Origin of the sequence: Ralstonia psammae, from assembly GCF_958405935.1 — a bacterium.
Classification (GTDB): Bacteria; Pseudomonadota; Gammaproteobacteria; order Burkholderiales; family Burkholderiaceae; genus Ralstonia; species Ralstonia psammae.
Genome location: NZ_CATZBU010000009.1, coordinates 151,994 through 168,100 on the forward strand (window position 1 = coordinate 151,994; position 16,107 = coordinate 168,100).

Consider the following 16,107-nt stretch of genomic DNA (forward strand, 5'->3'; position numbering starts at 1 on the left):
AATTGCGGGGCTTTTTCTTTGGCCGTAGCGATCGCCGGGCTTACTGCTGTGCGACGCTGGCGTCTTGCTTGACGCCTTCCACCTGAATCTTCAGCTTGGTTTCCATATTGAAACCGTAGGCCTTACCGTAGTCGACGCCGAACTCGTCGCGCTTGAACTTCATCTCGGCATCGGCGCCGCAGACTTCACGCTTGAGCATCGGGTGCGGCATGCACTTGAACGCGTCGATTTCCAGCTTGGCCGGCTTGGTCACGCCGTGCAGCGTCAACTGGCCTTCAGCCTCGGTCGGCACGTCGCCCTTGAACTTCGTGAAGTTGCCCTTGAACGTGGCGGTCGGGTACTTGGCCACGTCGAAAATCTCGGCGCTCTTGGCGTGCTCGTTCATCTTGGCAAGACCGAAGTCGATGCTGTCGGTCTGCACGGTCACGTCGATGCTGCCAGTCTTAGCGGCGCGATCCAGCGTCACGGTGCCACTGGACTTCTCGAACTTGCCGCGCCACTTCGACAGACCACCCATGTGGTCAGCTTCGAAGCTCGGGTAGGTGTGGCTCGGATCGAGCTGGTACGTGGCCGGAGCAGCAAGGGCGGCGGTGGCAGCAACGGCCGACAGTGCGGCAACGAGGGTACGCAATTTCATGAGAACTCCTGCGGATAAAAGCGGCACACGAGGGCCGAAAAAAACGTTGGGTTGGGACTTCTGATTACTTCTTGGCGATGACGACGCGGAACTTGATCGTCACATCGTCCGAGACGACCGACGTGTCCTTCCACTCACCGTCACCCACCTTGAATGCGTTGCGCTTGACCGGCAGCGCGCCTTCAAAGATCTGATTGGCGCCTTCCTGCTTGAAGGTGAAAGGCGCCGTCACATCTTGCGTGATGCCTTTGATGGTCAGCTTGCCGACCACGTCCACCTTGCCGCCCGCACCGGCCTTGAATGCCGACGACACGAACGTCGCCTTCGGATACTTTGCGGTGTCGAACCAGTCCTTCTTCTTCAGTTCGTCGTTGTATTCCTTGCTGCCCACGTCGACACTGGTGACATCGATGTCGACCTTGGCCGTGGATGCAGCCAGGTTGGCGGGGTTGTAGTTCACTGCGGCGTCGAACTTGCCGAACTTGATGTCCATCGGCACACCGAGCTGCTTGCCGGTAGCGGTGACGCTGCTCTTGGCGGCGTCCACCTGGGCGATGGCCGATGCCGACACGGCAGCGATCGACAACACGCCGGCGGCAACCAGGGCAATGGCGCGGGGGCGCACAAAACGTTTCATCATCAGACTCCTTCGGTCAGGCCGGGTCATGCCGGCAGTCTTGGTCAGGATGGAAAGACAGAAGCGCCGGCATACCGTGCACCGGCGCGTTTGGAAATCAGCGGAGGAAAGGCATCATGCGGCGCAGCGTGCCGTCACGATCGATGACGTGGTGCTTGAGCGCGGCCAGAATGTGCAGCACGACGATGGCCGCCATGGTCCAGTTCAGCCATTCGTGCGCCATGCTGAAGAGGTCTTTCAGGGCATCGCTCTTGTCGAACGGCATCGGCAATTCCCACAGGCCAAGATAGACAACCTTGACGCCGGCGGCGACGCTCAGCAGATAGCCGGTGAGGGGCACCGCCAGAATCAGCAGATACAGCCCGACGTGCGCGGCCTCCGCGGCGGCGTGCTGCCACTTCGGCATACCCGGCACGGGGCCCGGCGCGGCATGCGTCAGGCGCCACAGCACACGGAGCACCGCGAAGATCAGCACCGTGATACCGATCCACTTGTGATACGAGAACAGCTTCAGCTTGGTCGGCGTAAAGCCCGGGATATCGGTCATGTACAGACCGAGCCCGAAAGCCGCGAAGATCAGCAGTGCGACGATCCAGTGCATCGCAATCGCGGGCTTGGCATAGGCGCCGTGGTCAGCGGCGCCGCGCATGGCGAGATTCGAGTGGGCGGCTTGTGACATCGGTTCCCTCGGTGTGTTGGAGCGCTCAGTAGGCGGCGCCTGTCGGTAAGACCGCGGCGCCAAACGATTGTGCATTATTTGCGCGATCCGACCGGCCAAGGCAGCCCGAAGTTCATCGAGCGATTCAAATTTTTTGATTGACTAGGCATTATTATGCCTATGGCGCGGCAAAGGGTTCTACAGAGCCCACCAACCAAAACGGCCCGCCCTCGGATTCGAGAGCGGGCCGTTCCTCAGACCGCACCAACAAATTTTTGCAACAATCAGGCGATACGGCGTGCGAGTTCTTCTGCCTTGCCAATGTAGCTGCCGGGCGTCATGTCCAGCAGCAGCTTGCGGGCGTCTTCGGGAATCGCCAGCGTACCGATGAACTCACGCAGCGCCTCGCGCGAAATGCCCTTGCCGCGCGTCAGTTCCTTGAGCTGCTCGTACGGATTGGCGATGCCATAGCGGCGCATTACGGTCTGCACCGGCTCGGCCAGCACTTCCCAGCAGGCATCCAGGTCTTCGGCCAGGCGCGCCGGGTTGGTCTCCAGCTTGCCCAGGCCGCGCAGGCAGGCATCGTACGCCAGCAGGCTGTAGCCGAACGCCACGCCGATGTTGCGCAGCACGGTCGAATCCGTCAGGTCGCGCTGCCAGCGCGACACCGGCAACTTTTCCGACAAATGGCGCAGCACCGCGTTAGCCAGGCCGACGTTGCCTTCAGAATTTTCGAAGTCGATCGGGTTGACCTTGTGCGGCATGGTCGACGAGCCAATTTCGCCGGCCTTGGTCTTCTGCTTGAAGTAGCCCTGCGAGATGTAGCCCCAGACGTCGCGGTCCAGGTCCAAGATGATGGTGTTTGCGCGCGCCACGGCATCGAACAGCTCGGCCATGTAGTCGTGCGGTTCGATCTGGATGGTGTACGGGTTGAACGTCAGGCCCAGGCGGGTCTCGATCACGTTCTTCGAGAAAGCTTCCCAGTCCAGCGTCGGATACGCCGACAGGTGCGCGTTGTAGTTGCCCACGGCCCCGTTCATCTTGCCCAGCAGTTCAACCGCTTCGATACGACGGATGGCGCGGTCCAGGCGGGCGGCCACGTTGGCCATTTCCTTGCCCAGTGTGGTTGGGCTGGCCGGCTGGCCGTGCGTGCGCGACAGCATCGGCACGTCGGCGTTGGCGTGGGCCAGCTCCACCAGACGTGCCTGCACGCGGCGCAGCGTCGGCACGATCACCGTGTCGCGCGCGCCCTTGAGCATCATGCCGTGCGAGGTGTTGTTGATGTCTTCCGACGTGCAGGCGAAGTGGATGAACTCGCTGGCGGCTTCCAACTCGGCGTTGCCCTTCACGCGCTCCTTCATCCAGTACTCGACGGCCTTCACGTCGTGGTTCGTGACGGCCTCGATCTCTTTGATGCGGGCGGCGTCTGCCTCGGCAAAGTTCTCGACCAGCGCGAGCAGTGCGCCCTCGGCGGCGGCCGAGAAACGCGGAATCTCTGCCAGGCCGGCCTGCGACAGGGCGATCAGCCAGTGCACCTCCACCTTCACGCGGTTGCGCATGAAAGCGGCTTCCGACAGCCACTCGCGCAGCGGATCGGCCTTGGCAGCGTAGCGGCCATCGATGGGAGACAGAGCGGTCAGGGCAGAGAGCGACGACATGGCAGGCGGGAAAAAATGTGAAGGGAATCTCAATCCGGACAACCCGGACGCGGCGTTGCGCGTTGAACCTAGGTGCATACGCGCACCCAAGCGAGCCCGCGATTTTACCACCCGGCACCTGTCTTTCACGGCCAATCCGGCCTAAAGCAAGCCTCCGTTTGGTTGCGTTGGGTTCAGGCGCCGCCCAGCGCACTCGGGAAAGTGCGCGGCTATACTTCCGCCTCCAACATGACATGCCTATGAAACTGATCGGATCGCACGCCAGCCCGTACACCCGCAAGGTGCGCGTCGTCCTGGCTGAAAAGAAAATCGACTACCAGTTCGTGCTGGAAGACGTGTGGAGCGCTGATACGCAGATCCACCAGTTCAACCCGCTGGGCAAGGTGCCCTGCCTGGTGATGGACGATGGCGGCGCCCTGTTCGACTCGCGCGTGATTGCGGAGTACGCCGATACGCTGTCGCCGGTGGCGCGGCTCATTCCGCCTTCGAGCCGTGAACGCGTGGAAGTGCGCTGCTGGGAGGCCCTGGCCGACGGCCTGCTCGACGCCGCGCTTATGCTGCGCATCGAACATACGCAGCGCACGCCGGAGCAGCGCAGCGAAACGTGGCTCGCGCGCCAGACGCACAAGATCGATCAGGCACTGCAAGCCATGTCGCAAGGGCTGGCCGACAAGACCTGGTGCAACGGCAACCACCTGACGCTGGCCGACATCGCCGTCGGCTGCGCGCTGGCCTACCTGGATTTCCGCCAGCCTCAGATCGACTGGCGCGAACGTCACGCCAACCTCGCCACGTTCTACGCGCGCATTGAAAAGCGGCCGAGTTTCATGGAAACCCAGCCGCAGTAATCAATGGCAATTCACGGACGTTACACGGCCACCGGATCAAACCGCTCGGCCTGGGCCATCGGCCAGTAGCGTTCATACAGCTGAAAGCGATACCGCCCGGCCAGCAGATCGCCGGGTTCCAGGTACTTCAGCAGCGCGGAGAGCAGCTGCACCTCGTTGCCCGACACGCGCCGCACGATGTGGTGCGCGCGGAAATCCGCGGGATGCTGCAGGCCGGCCGCCTGCGTCAGCTCCAGCAGCGCATGCAGCGTGTGCGCGTGGTACTGATGCACGCGCTCGGCCTTGTCGGGCACCACAAGCGCCTTCTGGCGAGACGGATCTTGTGTCGCCACGCCGGTCGGGCAGCGGTCGGTGTGGCACTTCTGCGCCTGGATGCAGCCCAGCGCAAACATGAAGCCGCGCGCAGCGTTGCACCAGTCTGCCCCCATGGCCAGGGTGCGCGCCACGTCGAAAGCCGTGACGATCTTGCCCGAGGCGCCAATCTTGATCTTGTCACGCAGGTTGGTGCCCACCAGCGTGTTGTGCACCAGCAGCAGCCCTTCCTGCAGCGGCGTGCCCACGTGGTCGGTAAATTCCAGTGGCGCCGCACCCGTGCCGCCCTCCGCCCCGTCGACGACGATGAAGTCCGGCAGGATGCCGGACTCGAGCATTGCCTTGACGATGCCGAAAAACTCCCACGGGTGCCCGATGCACAGCTTGAAGCCAGTGGGCTTACCACCCGACAGCGTGCGCAGACGGTCCACAAACTGCAGCAGGCCCAGCGGCGTGCTGAACTCCGAATGCGAGGCCGGCGAGATGCAGTCCTGCCCGATCGGAATACCGCGCGTGGCGGCAATCTCGGGCGTCACCTTGGCGGCAGGCAAGACACCACCGTGCCCCGGCTTGGCACCCTGCGACAGCTTCACCTCGATCATCTTCACTTGCGGGTTGCGCGCCTGTTCGGCAAAGCGGTCCGGATCAAAGCGTCCATTGGCGTCTCGGCAACCGAAGTAGCCCGAGGCGACTTCCCAGATCAGGTCGCCGCCTTCTTCGCGGTGATACGGCGAGATCGAACCCTCGCCCGTGTCATGGATGAAGTTGCCGAGCTTCGCGCCACGGTTGAGCGCGCGAATGGCATTGCCCGACAGCGCCCCAAAGCTCATCGCCGAGATGTTGAACACCGACATCGAATACGGCTTGGCGCGGCCCTCGCCCACCATCACGCGAAAGTCCGATGAAGCAATGCGCGTGGGCGCCAGCGAGTGGCCGATCCACTCGTGCCCGGCCACCTTCACATCGACTTCGGTGCCGAACGGGCGGCTATCGACTTCGCCCTTGGCGCGCTGATAAACGATGCTGCGCTGGGCGCGCGAGAAGGGCTTCTCGTCGGTGTCGTCTTCAACGAAGTACTGGCGGATTTCCGGGCGAATGAACTCGAACAGGAAGCGGAAGTGTCCCCAGAGCGGGTAGTTGCGCAGCACCGAATGGCGCGTCTGCGTGATGTCGTGCACGCCCAGGATCACAAACATGCCCGGAATGACCGCGCACACCCAATGCAGGCGCCCCGCTACCGCAAACCCGGCAGTGACGGCAAACAACAGCACAACGCCCGCAAAGGCCCAGTAGCGACGTGGCAGCATGAACAACCCTGTGTGGAGACAAATCAGGGCGCAAGCTTAAACGAGTGCAGCAACAGCCGCAGCCGACACAACGCAGTGTTGCGAAAACCGCTTAGGCAACCGCCTTTTCGACGACAGCCGGCTCAGCTGCAGAAATAATGCCGCCGCCCAGGCAGATTTCACCGTCGTACAACACGGCGGATTGTCCTGGCGTGACGGCCCATTGCGCCTCCTGGAAGGCCAGCGTAAGCGCGCCATCGGCCGCGCGTGCGACCGTGCAAGGCGCGTCCGCTTGGCGATAACGTGTCTTGGCGCCAAGGTGGGTGCCCTCGGCGGGCGCGTGGCCGGCGACCCAGCTCAGATCATCGGCGTGCACGGTATGCGCCAGCAGCCACGGGTGGTCGTGACCCTGCACCACGTACAGCGTGTTGGCCGCCATGTCCTTGCGCGCCACGTACCAGGCATCGCCATTGCCATCGCGGCTGCCACCGATGCCGATGCCCTTGCGCTGTCCCAGCGTGTAGAACGCCAGACCGATGTGCTCACCAATGGTCTTGCCGTCCGGCGTCTTGATCGGGCCGGGCCTGGTCGGCAGGTAGCGGTTCAGGAAATCACGGAACGGCCGCTCGCCGATAAAGCAGATGCCGGTGGAATCCTTCTTTTTAGCGTTCGGCAGGCCGATCTCGGCGGCGATTTCACGCACTTTCGTCTTCGGCATCTCGCCCAGCGGAAACAGCGTGCGCGAGAGCTGCGCTTGGTTCAGCCGGTGCAGGAAGTAGCTCTGATCCTTCGTGTGGTCGAACGCCTTGAGCAGCTCGAAGCGGCCATCGACTTCGCGCACGCGTGCGTAGTGCCCGGTCGCGATCGTATCGGCGCCCAACGCCATCGCGTGATCGAGGAAGGCCTTGAACTTGATCTCGGCGTTGCACAACACGTCGGGATTGGGCGTGCGGCCAGCCGAATACTCGCGCAGGAAATCCGCGAATACGCGGTCCTTGTATTCGGCGGCAAAGTTGACCGCTTCCACGTCCACGCCGATCAGGTCGGCCACCGACACCACGTCGATCCAGTCCTGCCGGGTCGAGCAGTATTCGCTGTCGTCATCGTCTTCCCAGTTCTTCATGAACAGGCCGACGACGTCGTAGCCCTGCTGCTTGAGCAGCCACGCGGTGACGGACGAATCCACGCCGCCGGACATCCCGACGACGATACGCTTCTTGCTCATGGCTGCGCTCCGAGCCCGTACACGCTGGCGTGCGTGTGGATGACATCGAGCGGATAGCGCTTGCCGACCAGGTAGTCCTCCACGCAAGCGAGCAGCAGCGGGCTGCGATGGCGCTCGCGGCTGGCGCGGACTTCATCTGCCGTCATCCACACGGTGCGGACGATGCCGTCGTCCAGCGTGCGGCGCGGGTCTTGCGGCCCCAGTTCGCCGGTAAACGCCATCCGCACATAGGTGACCGGATCCCCTGGGTCCTGACCTTGCGGTTGGAACTGCGCCATGTAGCAACCCAGGAACGCAGTCGGCACAAAGCTGTATGCGGTTTCTTCCAGCGCCTCGCGCGCAACGGCGTCAACCAGGCTTTCGTCCGGGTCGAGATGGCCGGCAGGCTGGTTCAGGCGCAGGCCGACATCGGTGTGCTCCTCAACCAGCAAAAAGCGCCCATCCCGTTCGATGACGGCGGCAACGGTAACACTGGGTTTCCAGCGGACAGCTTGGCTCATGGCAAAAAGGCAACAAAAACAAGGCGTTATTGTAGCTGGAGGCCGCCCTCCCCGCTTGCACGAGGCGCTGGGGGCAACGCATATCGCCCCGCCCCGCAGTTGTGAGCAATTGAGCACACGTTTGCGCAGAATCGGCCCGCATTCCATGTCGGTTCGGATATTCGACATGGCATTCGACGAGCGTCCGTGCGCCAAAAAGTTCGGGTAAGCTGCACGTCGATCCTGATTCAGCGCGCTTTCGTTCACTTCGCGCGCACCCTGACGCACCCTAACCATAATCAGCGAGGAGAGAACACGATGCACATCGGCATCCCGCAGGAGACGCGGGCGGACGAGACGCGCGTTGCCGCGACCCCGGAAACGGTGAAAAAGTACGTGGCGCTTGGCCATCAGGTGACGGTGCAATCGGGTGCCGGCGTAGCCGCCGCCCAGCCCGACGACGCTTACATCGCTGCCGGCGCCAAGATCGGCACCGCAGCCGAAGCGCTTGGCGCGCAGATCGTGCTCAAGGTCCGCTCGCCGGAGGCGGCCGAACTGGCGCAGATGCAGCCGGGCGCCGTGCTCGTCGGCATGCTCAACCCGTTTGATGACGAGAACACCGCGCGCCTGGCCGCCGCCAACGTCACCGCATTCGCGCTGGAAGCCGCGCCGCGCACCACGCGTGCGCAGAGCATGGATGTGCTCTCCTCGCAGGCCAACATCGCCGGCTACAAGGCCGTGATGGTGGCGGCCAACCATTACCAGCGCTTCATGCCGATGCTGATGACGGCAGCCGGCACGGTGAAAGCCGCGCGCGTGCTGATCCTCGGCGCCGGTGTGGCCGGCCTGCAGGCCATCGCCACAGCCAAGCGCCTGGGTGCGGTCATTGAGGCATCCGATGTGCGCCCGGCCGTGAAGGAGCAGATCGAATCGCTGGGCGCCAAGTTCCTCGACGTGCCTTTCCTGACGGACGAAGAGCGCGAGATCGCCCAAGGCGTGGGCGGCTATGCGCGGCCGATGCCGCCGGACTGGATGCGCCGCCAGGCTGAACTCGTGCACACGCGCGCAAGCCAGGCTGACATCGTCATCACCACTGCGCTGATCCCTGGCCGCCGCGCACCGACGCTGTTGTCCGAAGCCACCGTGCAGGCGATGAAGCCGGGCTCGGTCGTCGTCGATCTGGCGGCGGCGCAAGGCGGCAACTGCCCGCTGACCGAAGCCGACCGCGTCGTCGTCAAACACGGCGTCACGCTGGTGGGCTATACCAACCTCGCGTCGATGGTGGCAGCCGACGCCTCTGCCCTCTACGCCCGTAACGTGCTCGATTTCCTCAAGCTGATCATCGACAAGGATGGCGGCCTGAATATCAACCGCGAAGACGACATCGTGGCCGCCTGCCTGCTCAGCCAGGCCGGCCAGGTGGTGCGCGCTCCCGCAGCCACGAGCGCCGCCAAATAAGAACGGAGACGGCGGCCTGCCGGGCGTCAAAACCCGGCCTGGTCGCCAGTGGCGATTTCATTTCTGTTTCAAGGAAAGCTTCATGCAACGCAACATGCTTCGCGCCAAGCTGCACCGCGCGACGGTCACCCAGGCCGATCTCGACTATGAAGGCTCGTGCGGCATCGACGAGGACCTCCTCGACGCCGCCGACATGCGCGAGTACGAAAAGATCGAGCTGTACAACGTCAACAACGGCGAACGTTTCTCAACCTACATCATCAAGGGCAAGCGTGGCTCGGGCGAAATCTCGCTCAACGGCGCCGCTGCACGCCGTGCCCACGTGGGCGACCTGCTGATCATCTGCACCTATGCGCCGATGAACGAAGAGGAAGTCGCCAGCTACAAGCCCAAGGTCGTGCTGCTGGGCGAGGGCAACAAGATCAAGGCCATCAAGGAAACCTGACGCGCCAGGCGGCCCGTGTCTGCATGACAGGGGTCGCTTTGCACATCGACCAAGAAGCGAGGAGGAGCACTCATGGAGCTGGTCAATCACACGGTGATCAACCTGATCATCTTCGTGCTGGCGATCTACGTCGGCTACCACGTGGTCTGGACGGTCACGCCAGCGCTGCATACGCCGCTGATGGCCGTGACGAACGCCATCTCGGCCATCATCATCGTGGGCGCCATGCTGGCGGCGGGTCTCACGCAGACGGGCCTGGGCCGCACGATGGGCGTGGTGGCAGTGGCGCTGGCGGCGGTGAACGTGTTTGGCGGCTTCCTGGTCACCCAACGCATGCTGGAGATGTTCAAGAAGAAGGAGCCGAAGGCCAAGGTCGGGCAAAACGAGGGAGCCAAGCAATGAGCATGAACCTCGTCACCCTGCTGTATCTGTTGGCATCGGTCTGCTTCATCCAGGCGCTCAAGGGGCTTTCGCACCCCACCACGGCGCGGCGCGGCAACGCGTTCGGCATGACGGGCATGGCGATTGCCGCCGTCACGACCGTCGCGCTCATCTACAAGCTCAAGGCCGAGATGTTTGCCGGCACCGAGAGCGGCGCATCCACCGGCTTCATCCTGATCTTCGCGGGCCTGGTGGTCGGCGGCGGCATCGGCGCCTATGTGGCGCGCACGGTCGAGATGACCAAGATGCCCGAGCTGGTGGCCGCCATGCACTCGCTGATCGGCCTGGCCGCGGTGTGCATTGCCACAGCTGCGGTGGCCGAACCGTCTGCCTTCGGCATCACCATGGCCGGCGACAACGTGCTGCCCCTGGGCAACCGCGTGGAGTTGTTCATCGGCACGTTCGTCGGCGCCATTACGTTCTCCGGCTCGGTGATCGCCTTTGGCAAGCTGTCGGGCAAGTACAAGTTCCGCCTGTTCCAGGGCGCGCCGGTGCAGTTTGCCGGCCAGCACATGCTGAACCTGCTGCTGGCGGTAGCCATGCTCGGCTTCGGCATCCTGTTCTTCCTGAGCCAGAGCTGGCTGCCGTTCATCATCATGACCGCCATTGCCTTTGTGCTGGGCGTGCTGATCATTATTCCGATCGGCGGCGCCGACATGCCGGTGGTGGTGTCGATGCTGAACTCGTATTCGGGCTGGGCGGCGGCCGGTATCGGCTTCTCGCTCAACAACCCGATGCTGATCATCGCCGGCTCGCTGGTCGGTTCATCCGGTGCAATTCTGTCTTACATCATGTGCAAGGCGATGAACCGGTCGTTCTTCAACGTGATCCTGGGCGGCTTTGGCTCGGAAGCTTCCGCCGGGGCGGCAGCGGGTAGCGGCGGGCAGCAGCGCCCGGTCAAATCGGGCTCGCCGGATGACGCCGCCTTCCTCATGGGCAATGCCGAGACGGTCATCATCGTCCCCGGCTACGGCCTGGCCGTGGCGCGCGCGCAGCACGCCCTGAAGGAGCTGACCGAAAAGCTGTCGGATAAGGGCGTGACCGTCAAATATGCGATCCACCCGGTCGCAGGCCGCATGCCGGGCCACATGAACGTGCTGCTGGCGGAAGCCGAAGTGCCGTACGACCAGGTGTTCGAGATGGAGGACATCAACGGCGAGTTCGGCCAGGCCGATGTCGTGCTGGTGCTGGGCGCCAACGACGTGGTCAATCCGGCCGCCAAGAACGATCCGAAGTCGCCCATTGCCGGCATGCCGATCCTGGAGGCCTACAAGGCCAAGACCATCATCGTGAACAAGCGCTCGATGAACGCCGGCTACGCCGGGCTGGACAACGAGCTGTTCTACATGGACAAGACGATGATGGTGTTCGGCGACGCCAAGAAGGTCGTCGAAGACATGGTGAAATCGGTCGAGTAAAGCCGTGCGCTGACGGCCGTCAACGGGCCGTCAGAACAGACCGGTTCCGCTTGCTCCCGGCGGCGGCAGGCAGTAACGTAGTGCAAACGGGCAGCGCGGGCCACACCGGCCCTGCGCTGCACCTTGCCCCCTTCCGACTCCTCCCGACGTATGCAACAGGACAGCGCCCTGCCGGTCTATTTCCACCCCACCCTGACGGTGGTGGTCGACGACAGCCAATCGTTCGTGGAAAGCCTCGGGTTCCAGATGGACCCATCGCGTGCGCTGTTGGCCTTCAATGATCCGGAAGAGGCGCTTGCGTGGCTGCGCCAGTGGCATTCGCTGCGCATGCCGGGTTTCCTGCCGGTGCGCGTTACGCACGATGACCTGACATTCTCGACCGAACGCCGCACCATCCAGCTCGACGTTGATCGCGTCTACCGCCAGATCCACGAGGTCAACCGCTTCCTGCAGCCCTCCGTCATCGTGGTGGATTACTCCATGCCGCGCATGAACGGGCTGGAATTCTGCGCCAAGCTCAAGGATCTGCCGTGCATGACGATCCTGCTCACCGGCATGGCCGACGAAAACATCGCCGTGCAGGGTTTCAACGACGGCCTGATCGACCGCTACATTAAGAAAGACAACCCGGCGATGGCCGAGCGGCTCAGCGCCGAAATCGAAGCACTGCAGGTGCGCTACTTCAGCAATCTGTCGAGCACACTGCGTGATCTGCTGTCGCGCCACTCGTTCAGCTTTCTCTCGGACCCGGCGATCACACGGCTCGTGCGCGATTTATCCACGCGCTACCGCTTCATCGAGTACTACCTGTATCCGCACCCCGCCGGCGTGCTCCTGCTTACGGCCGACGGGCGTGCCACGCTCATGGTCATCGAGACCAACGCGAGCATGCTCACGCACCTGGAAAACGCCGAGGCGTACAACGCGCCCGACGCGCTGCTCAAGGGCCTGCACGACAAGCAGATCGTCCCGTTCTTCTGGCCCGGCGACGGCATGTACACCCCGGCCTGTGTGGAGTGGGAGCAATATTGCCTGCCGGCAGAGGTGTGCCAAGGGCGCGAGCCGTACTACTACGCGCTGTTCGACATGCCCAGCCACCTGCTGCCGGCACAGGTCTACAGCTACACCCAGTTCCTCGCCAACTACAAACAGGATCCGGACGCGCTCACCGGACGCAAGTCACGCTGAGGTGGTGTTTCCGCTTTGCTCTGCACTGCGGGTTTCCGCATTGTGTGGGTCACATTGGGCAAGTACAATCGATTGCGTCATCCGGCAGCCATGACGTCAGAGCATGGGCCGGCTGAATCGCCCTGATGCATGCGTGGCGTAGCTGCGGCATCATGGCGAACGCGGGTGCCGGCACGCAACATGCGATACGGCGCCCCGAGTTCATTACTGTGCGGGATTCTCCTTGAGAGACGATTTGGGATGCAGCAGCGGGCCGCGCGTTCAAGCAGCGTGCGTTGCGGATGTCAGGGGAGTGCATCGTTCCAATCTGGTCACGGTCCACGGTTGCACGATTCCCGTTGCCACGCTGTTGATTGGCGAGCAGTAAAGGTGCCGCGGTAGTACTACGGAAGGCGCCGGCTGCAGTCGATCATCTTCCCCGATCTTCTCGGAGCGGGTTTGGGCGAGAGACGCCCGGGCTGGCGCGTATTGCGCACGGCCAGCGGACGGCTTCAAGCACGCTTTCACGACTGATGCGGCGGCATGCCCGGCAGTGTCGGCGGGCGCGCCGTGTTCGCGGTGCCCGGATTCGCGGCGCGACGCCGGGTGCGCGGTTGTTGGAGTGAGCGTCCCGCTTGGCAGACGTTTTCCCTGAAGTCTCCGGCAAATTCGCACCGTGTACTCACCCAACCAAATCGATCCCGCGGTCAGCTTCCGCAACTCACAGGGTCAGCAGGTCCGCGGCACCATCATCACGCTGCAGCGGCGTGCCCTGGTGATGGAGATCTACAACCCCTACTCGATCGTGCAGGTGAGCGAGGTGCTGTCCGAACTCGCGATCAAGATGGGGACGCGGCAAGCCTATCTTGGCAAGGCGGTGGTGATCAGCCTGGTGAACACGGGCCTGACCGCCGTTGTCTCGCTCACGTTGATCGACGAATGGCGCGAGCTTTCGGAAGTGGCCGACACGCCCGCCTCGGTGGGCGAAGAAGCGCGAACGTTCGTGCAGGAATGGCAGGAGCGTTTCCGCATCCATCGCGACTACCAGATCGTCGTCAATGAGATGCGTGCGTTCCTGGCCGAGGTGTCGCGCTGGGTGGAACAGGTGGATTTATCCAAGACATTGCCGCGCGAAGACAACAAGCTGCGCATGGACGTCTTCCAGGAGCTGGCCGAGCCGATCATGCTCAAGCTCAAGGGCTACATGGATGGGCTGGAGTCGGAAGCGGGCAAGGTCGAGGCGGAACTTGCACCGGCGCACCGCACATTCGCGCAAGCCGCACTACATCCGCTGCTGTTGCGCGCGCCGTTCATCTATCGCACATACACCAAGCCTCTCGGTTATGCGGGCGATTATGAGATGGTCAACCAGATCCTCGCCGACCCGCGCGAAGGGCCGAACACGTACTTCCAGATCGTCAACGCCGCGTTCCTGCGTACCGACGTGGCCGAGGCGCACCGCAATCGCATCGACATTCTTGTGCAGTATCTGAGCGACCTGGCTGCGCAAGCCAAGGCCGCGGGCCGAACGTTCAAGGTGCTCAACGTGGGCTGCGGCCCGGCGGTGGAAATCCAGCGCTTCATTCAGCAGCACCCGGAACCATCGCTGCTGTCGTTCGAGCTGGTGGACTTCAGCGAAGAGACGCTCAGCTACACCCGCGAGCAGATGCGCCGAGCGATGGACCGCGCGCGCAATACTGTCACCATCGATTTCGTACACGAGTCGGTGCACCAACTGCTCAAGCGCCGCATCACGCCCGGCAGCCCGCAAGCCGGCGATTGCGATGCGGTGTATTGCGCCGGCCTGTTCGACTATCTCTCGAACAAGGTCTGCCAGCGCCTGCTCGCCTACTTTGCTTCGCGCACGCGCCAGGGCGGCGCCATTCTTGCGACCAACGTGCACGGCAACAACCCGATGCGTTTCGTGATGGAACACGTGCTGGAGTGGTACCTCGTCTACCGCGATGAACCGCTGATGGCCGAGCTGCTGCCCGAAGGCTCGCACGACGTGCGTATCTATACCGACGTGACCGGCGTCAACGTATTCGCCCAGGCCAGCGTGGCCGGGCTCACCACATCCGCCGCCTAATCCGCCGCCCAGGAACACGCATGGAGCCCATTACTCATCGCGGATACCAAGCCGAGCTGAAGCAATTCCGGCTCGTCTTCAGCCGCATGGCCGCCGTTACCGGCATCGTGCTGGTGCTCGCTGGCGTCGGGCTGGACTACGGCATGTATGTGGACAAGCTCTGGTTGTTCGCGTCGCTGCGCGTCATCACCTCGCTCATCATGCTGGGCGCACTGCTTGTGCTGTACACGCGCTGGGGCGAAGAGCACGTGCAGAGCCTGACGTTCTTCTGGCTGATCTGTCCGCAGATCATGATCTCGTGGATGATCTACGACACCGAGGGCGCCAGTTCACCGTATTACTCCGGGCTGAACCTGGCCATCTATGCGGTGGGCATGGTGATGCCGATCGGCTTTCTGCAAGCCGTACTGTTCGGCACCTGCACGTACATCTTCTGGGTGATCGCGTGCACGCTGCATCCGGGTGGCATCCAGTCGCGCGAGATCTTCATCGTGCATTCGATGTTCATCCTGTTCTCGATTGCAACGAGCACGCTGTACACGTACTTCAATGAGCGCGGGCGCTTCCAGCTCTTCCGACTCAAGGAAGAAGTGGCACAGAAGAACGCGCAACTGGCACAGACCAACCAGAACCTCACCGACATCAAGGGCCAGCTCCTGCAGCAGGAAAAGATGGCCGCCATCGGCACGCTGTCTGCGGGCCTGCTGCATGAGATCAACAACCCGGTCAACTTCTGCCTGATGGCAATTGCCGTGGCGCAGGAAGACCCGACCGCCAAGAGCAGCCCGATGCTGCTCGAATGCCTGACCGATGCCAAGGAAGGTATGCAGCGCGTGCAGCACATCGTGTCGGACCTGAAGACCTTCGCCTACCGCAGCCCCGAGAAAGGCGAGGCCGATGCGCCGTTCCTGGTGGAGAAGGCCATCGACTCGGCCATCCGCCTGACCAGCCACGAGTTGCGCGGTGTGGCCCTCGAACGCAAACTGCCGCCTGACACGCTCGTGCGCGGCGACGAGGCAGCCATCATCGGCGTGCTGATCAACCTGCTGTCGAACGCGGCGCTGGCCATGCAAAAGGTGCAGCGCGAGAACCCGCGCATCGAAATTGCCGGCGAGTGGATCGACAACCGCCTGCAAGTGGTGGTGACGGACAACGGCCCGGGCATCTCCGAGAAGAACCTGTCGCGCGTGTTCGAACCGTTCTTCACCACGCGCGATGTCGGCAAGGGCCTCGGGCTGGGCCTGTCGATCAGCTATAGCGTGATCCAGCGCCACGGCGGCACCCTCGCGGTGACGAGCCAGGAAGGCGAATGGGCGCGCTTCACGTTCGATCTGCCGCGCTCGGAGTAG

At 63.2% G+C, this 16,107-nt stretch carries 15 protein-coding genes; 8 read left to right on the forward strand and 7 right to left on the reverse strand.

From position 1 onward, the window contains the following. Positions 1 to 40: 40 nt before the first annotated feature. The 4 genes from R2N16_RS17965 to purB form a co-directional block, all read right to left on the reverse strand. The gene (locus R2N16_RS17965; RefSeq protein ID WP_316667159.1) at positions 41 to 637 is read right to left on the reverse strand and encodes a YceI family protein; all 597 of its coding nucleotides are present in this window, start codon (positions 635 to 637) and stop codon (positions 41 to 43) included. Between the two features lie 64 nt (positions 638 to 701). Continuing rightward, the gene (locus R2N16_RS17970) at positions 702 to 1,274 is read right to left on the reverse strand and encodes a YceI family protein (protein WP_316667202.1); all 573 of its coding nucleotides are present in this window, start codon (positions 1,272 to 1,274) and stop codon (positions 702 to 704) included. A gap of 97 nt (positions 1,275 to 1,371) precedes the next feature. After that, positions 1,372 to 1,953, reverse strand: a complete 582-nt coding sequence (locus tag R2N16_RS17975) for a cytochrome b (RefSeq protein ID WP_316667160.1) — start codon at positions 1,951 to 1,953, stop codon at positions 1,372 to 1,374. Between the two features lie 263 nt (positions 1,954 to 2,216). Further along, positions 2,217 to 3,590, reverse strand: coding sequence for an adenylosuccinate lyase (purB, locus tag R2N16_RS17980; protein WP_316667161.1), 1,374 nt, complete (start codon positions 3,588 to 3,590; stop codon positions 2,217 to 2,219). 239 nt (positions 3,591 to 3,829) lie between these two features. On the opposite strand from purB, the gene R2N16_RS17985 reads away from it, so the two are divergent. Next, on the forward strand, positions 3,830 to 4,438 hold the full coding sequence (locus R2N16_RS17985) for a glutathione S-transferase (RefSeq protein WP_316667162.1): 609 nt from the start codon (positions 3,830 to 3,832) through the stop codon (positions 4,436 to 4,438). A gap of 20 nt (positions 4,439 to 4,458) precedes the next feature. Here R2N16_RS17985 and R2N16_RS17990 read toward each other — a convergent pair whose 3' ends face one another. From R2N16_RS17990 to R2N16_RS18000, 3 genes are all read right to left on the reverse strand, one after another. Further along, on the reverse strand, positions 4,459 to 6,057 hold the full coding sequence (locus R2N16_RS17990) for an FMN-binding glutamate synthase family protein (RefSeq protein WP_316667163.1): 1,599 nt from the start codon (positions 6,055 to 6,057) through the stop codon (positions 4,459 to 4,461). 91 nt (positions 6,058 to 6,148) lie between these two features. Then, on the reverse strand, positions 6,149 to 7,261 hold the full coding sequence (gene mnmA / locus R2N16_RS17995) for a tRNA 2-thiouridine(34) synthase MnmA (protein WP_316667164.1): 1,113 nt from the start codon (positions 7,259 to 7,261) through the stop codon (positions 6,149 to 6,151). Then, entirely contained in the window at positions 7,258 to 7,761 is a 504-nt protein-coding gene (locus R2N16_RS18000; protein WP_316667165.1) for an NUDIX hydrolase, read from the reverse strand. The genes mnmA and R2N16_RS18000 overlap by 4 nt, the downstream gene beginning before the upstream one ends. Positions 7,762 to 8,058: 297 nt before the next feature. Here R2N16_RS18000 and R2N16_RS18005 point away from each other — a divergent pair, with 297 nt between their 5' ends. The 7 genes from R2N16_RS18005 (at position 8,059) to R2N16_RS18035 (ending at position 16,107) form a co-directional block, all read left to right on the forward strand. Continuing rightward, positions 8,059 to 9,198: a Re/Si-specific NAD(P)(+) transhydrogenase subunit alpha gene (locus R2N16_RS18005; protein WP_316667166.1), complete on the forward strand. Its 1,140-nt coding sequence runs from the start codon at positions 8,059 to 8,061 to the stop codon at positions 9,196 to 9,198. A gap of 82 nt (positions 9,199 to 9,280) precedes the next feature. Beyond that, positions 9,281 to 9,643 carry an aspartate 1-decarboxylase gene (panD, locus tag R2N16_RS18010; RefSeq protein ID WP_009241493.1) on the forward strand — a complete coding sequence of 121 codons (363 nt, stop codon included), beginning with the start codon at positions 9,281 to 9,283 and terminating at the stop codon, positions 9,641 to 9,643. A 72-nt stretch (positions 9,644 to 9,715) separates the two neighbouring features. Then, the gene (locus R2N16_RS18015; RefSeq protein ID WP_316667167.1) at positions 9,716 to 10,045 is read left to right on the forward strand and encodes an NAD(P) transhydrogenase subunit alpha part 2; all 330 of its coding nucleotides are present in this window, start codon (positions 9,716 to 9,718) and stop codon (positions 10,043 to 10,045) included. Beyond that, positions 10,042 to 11,502 carry an NAD(P)(+) transhydrogenase (Re/Si-specific) subunit beta gene (locus R2N16_RS18020; protein WP_316667168.1) on the forward strand — a complete coding sequence of 487 codons (1,461 nt, stop codon included), beginning with the start codon at positions 10,042 to 10,044 and terminating at the stop codon, positions 11,500 to 11,502. Before R2N16_RS18015 ends, R2N16_RS18020 begins: the two co-directional genes overlap by 4 nt. A gap of 150 nt (positions 11,503 to 11,652) precedes the next feature. Beyond that, positions 11,653 to 12,690: a response regulator gene (locus R2N16_RS18025; protein ID WP_316667169.1), complete on the forward strand. Its 1,038-nt coding sequence runs from the start codon at positions 11,653 to 11,655 to the stop codon at positions 12,688 to 12,690. 655 nt (positions 12,691 to 13,345) lie between these two features. Beyond that, on the forward strand, positions 13,346 to 14,758 hold the full coding sequence (gene phcB / locus R2N16_RS18030) for a class I SAM-dependent methyltransferase PhcB (protein WP_316667170.1): 1,413 nt from the start codon (positions 13,346 to 13,348) through the stop codon (positions 14,756 to 14,758). A gap of 20 nt (positions 14,759 to 14,778) precedes the next feature. Continuing rightward, entirely contained in the window at positions 14,779 to 16,107 is a 1,329-nt protein-coding gene (locus tag R2N16_RS18035) for a sensor histidine kinase (RefSeq protein ID WP_316667171.1), read from the forward strand.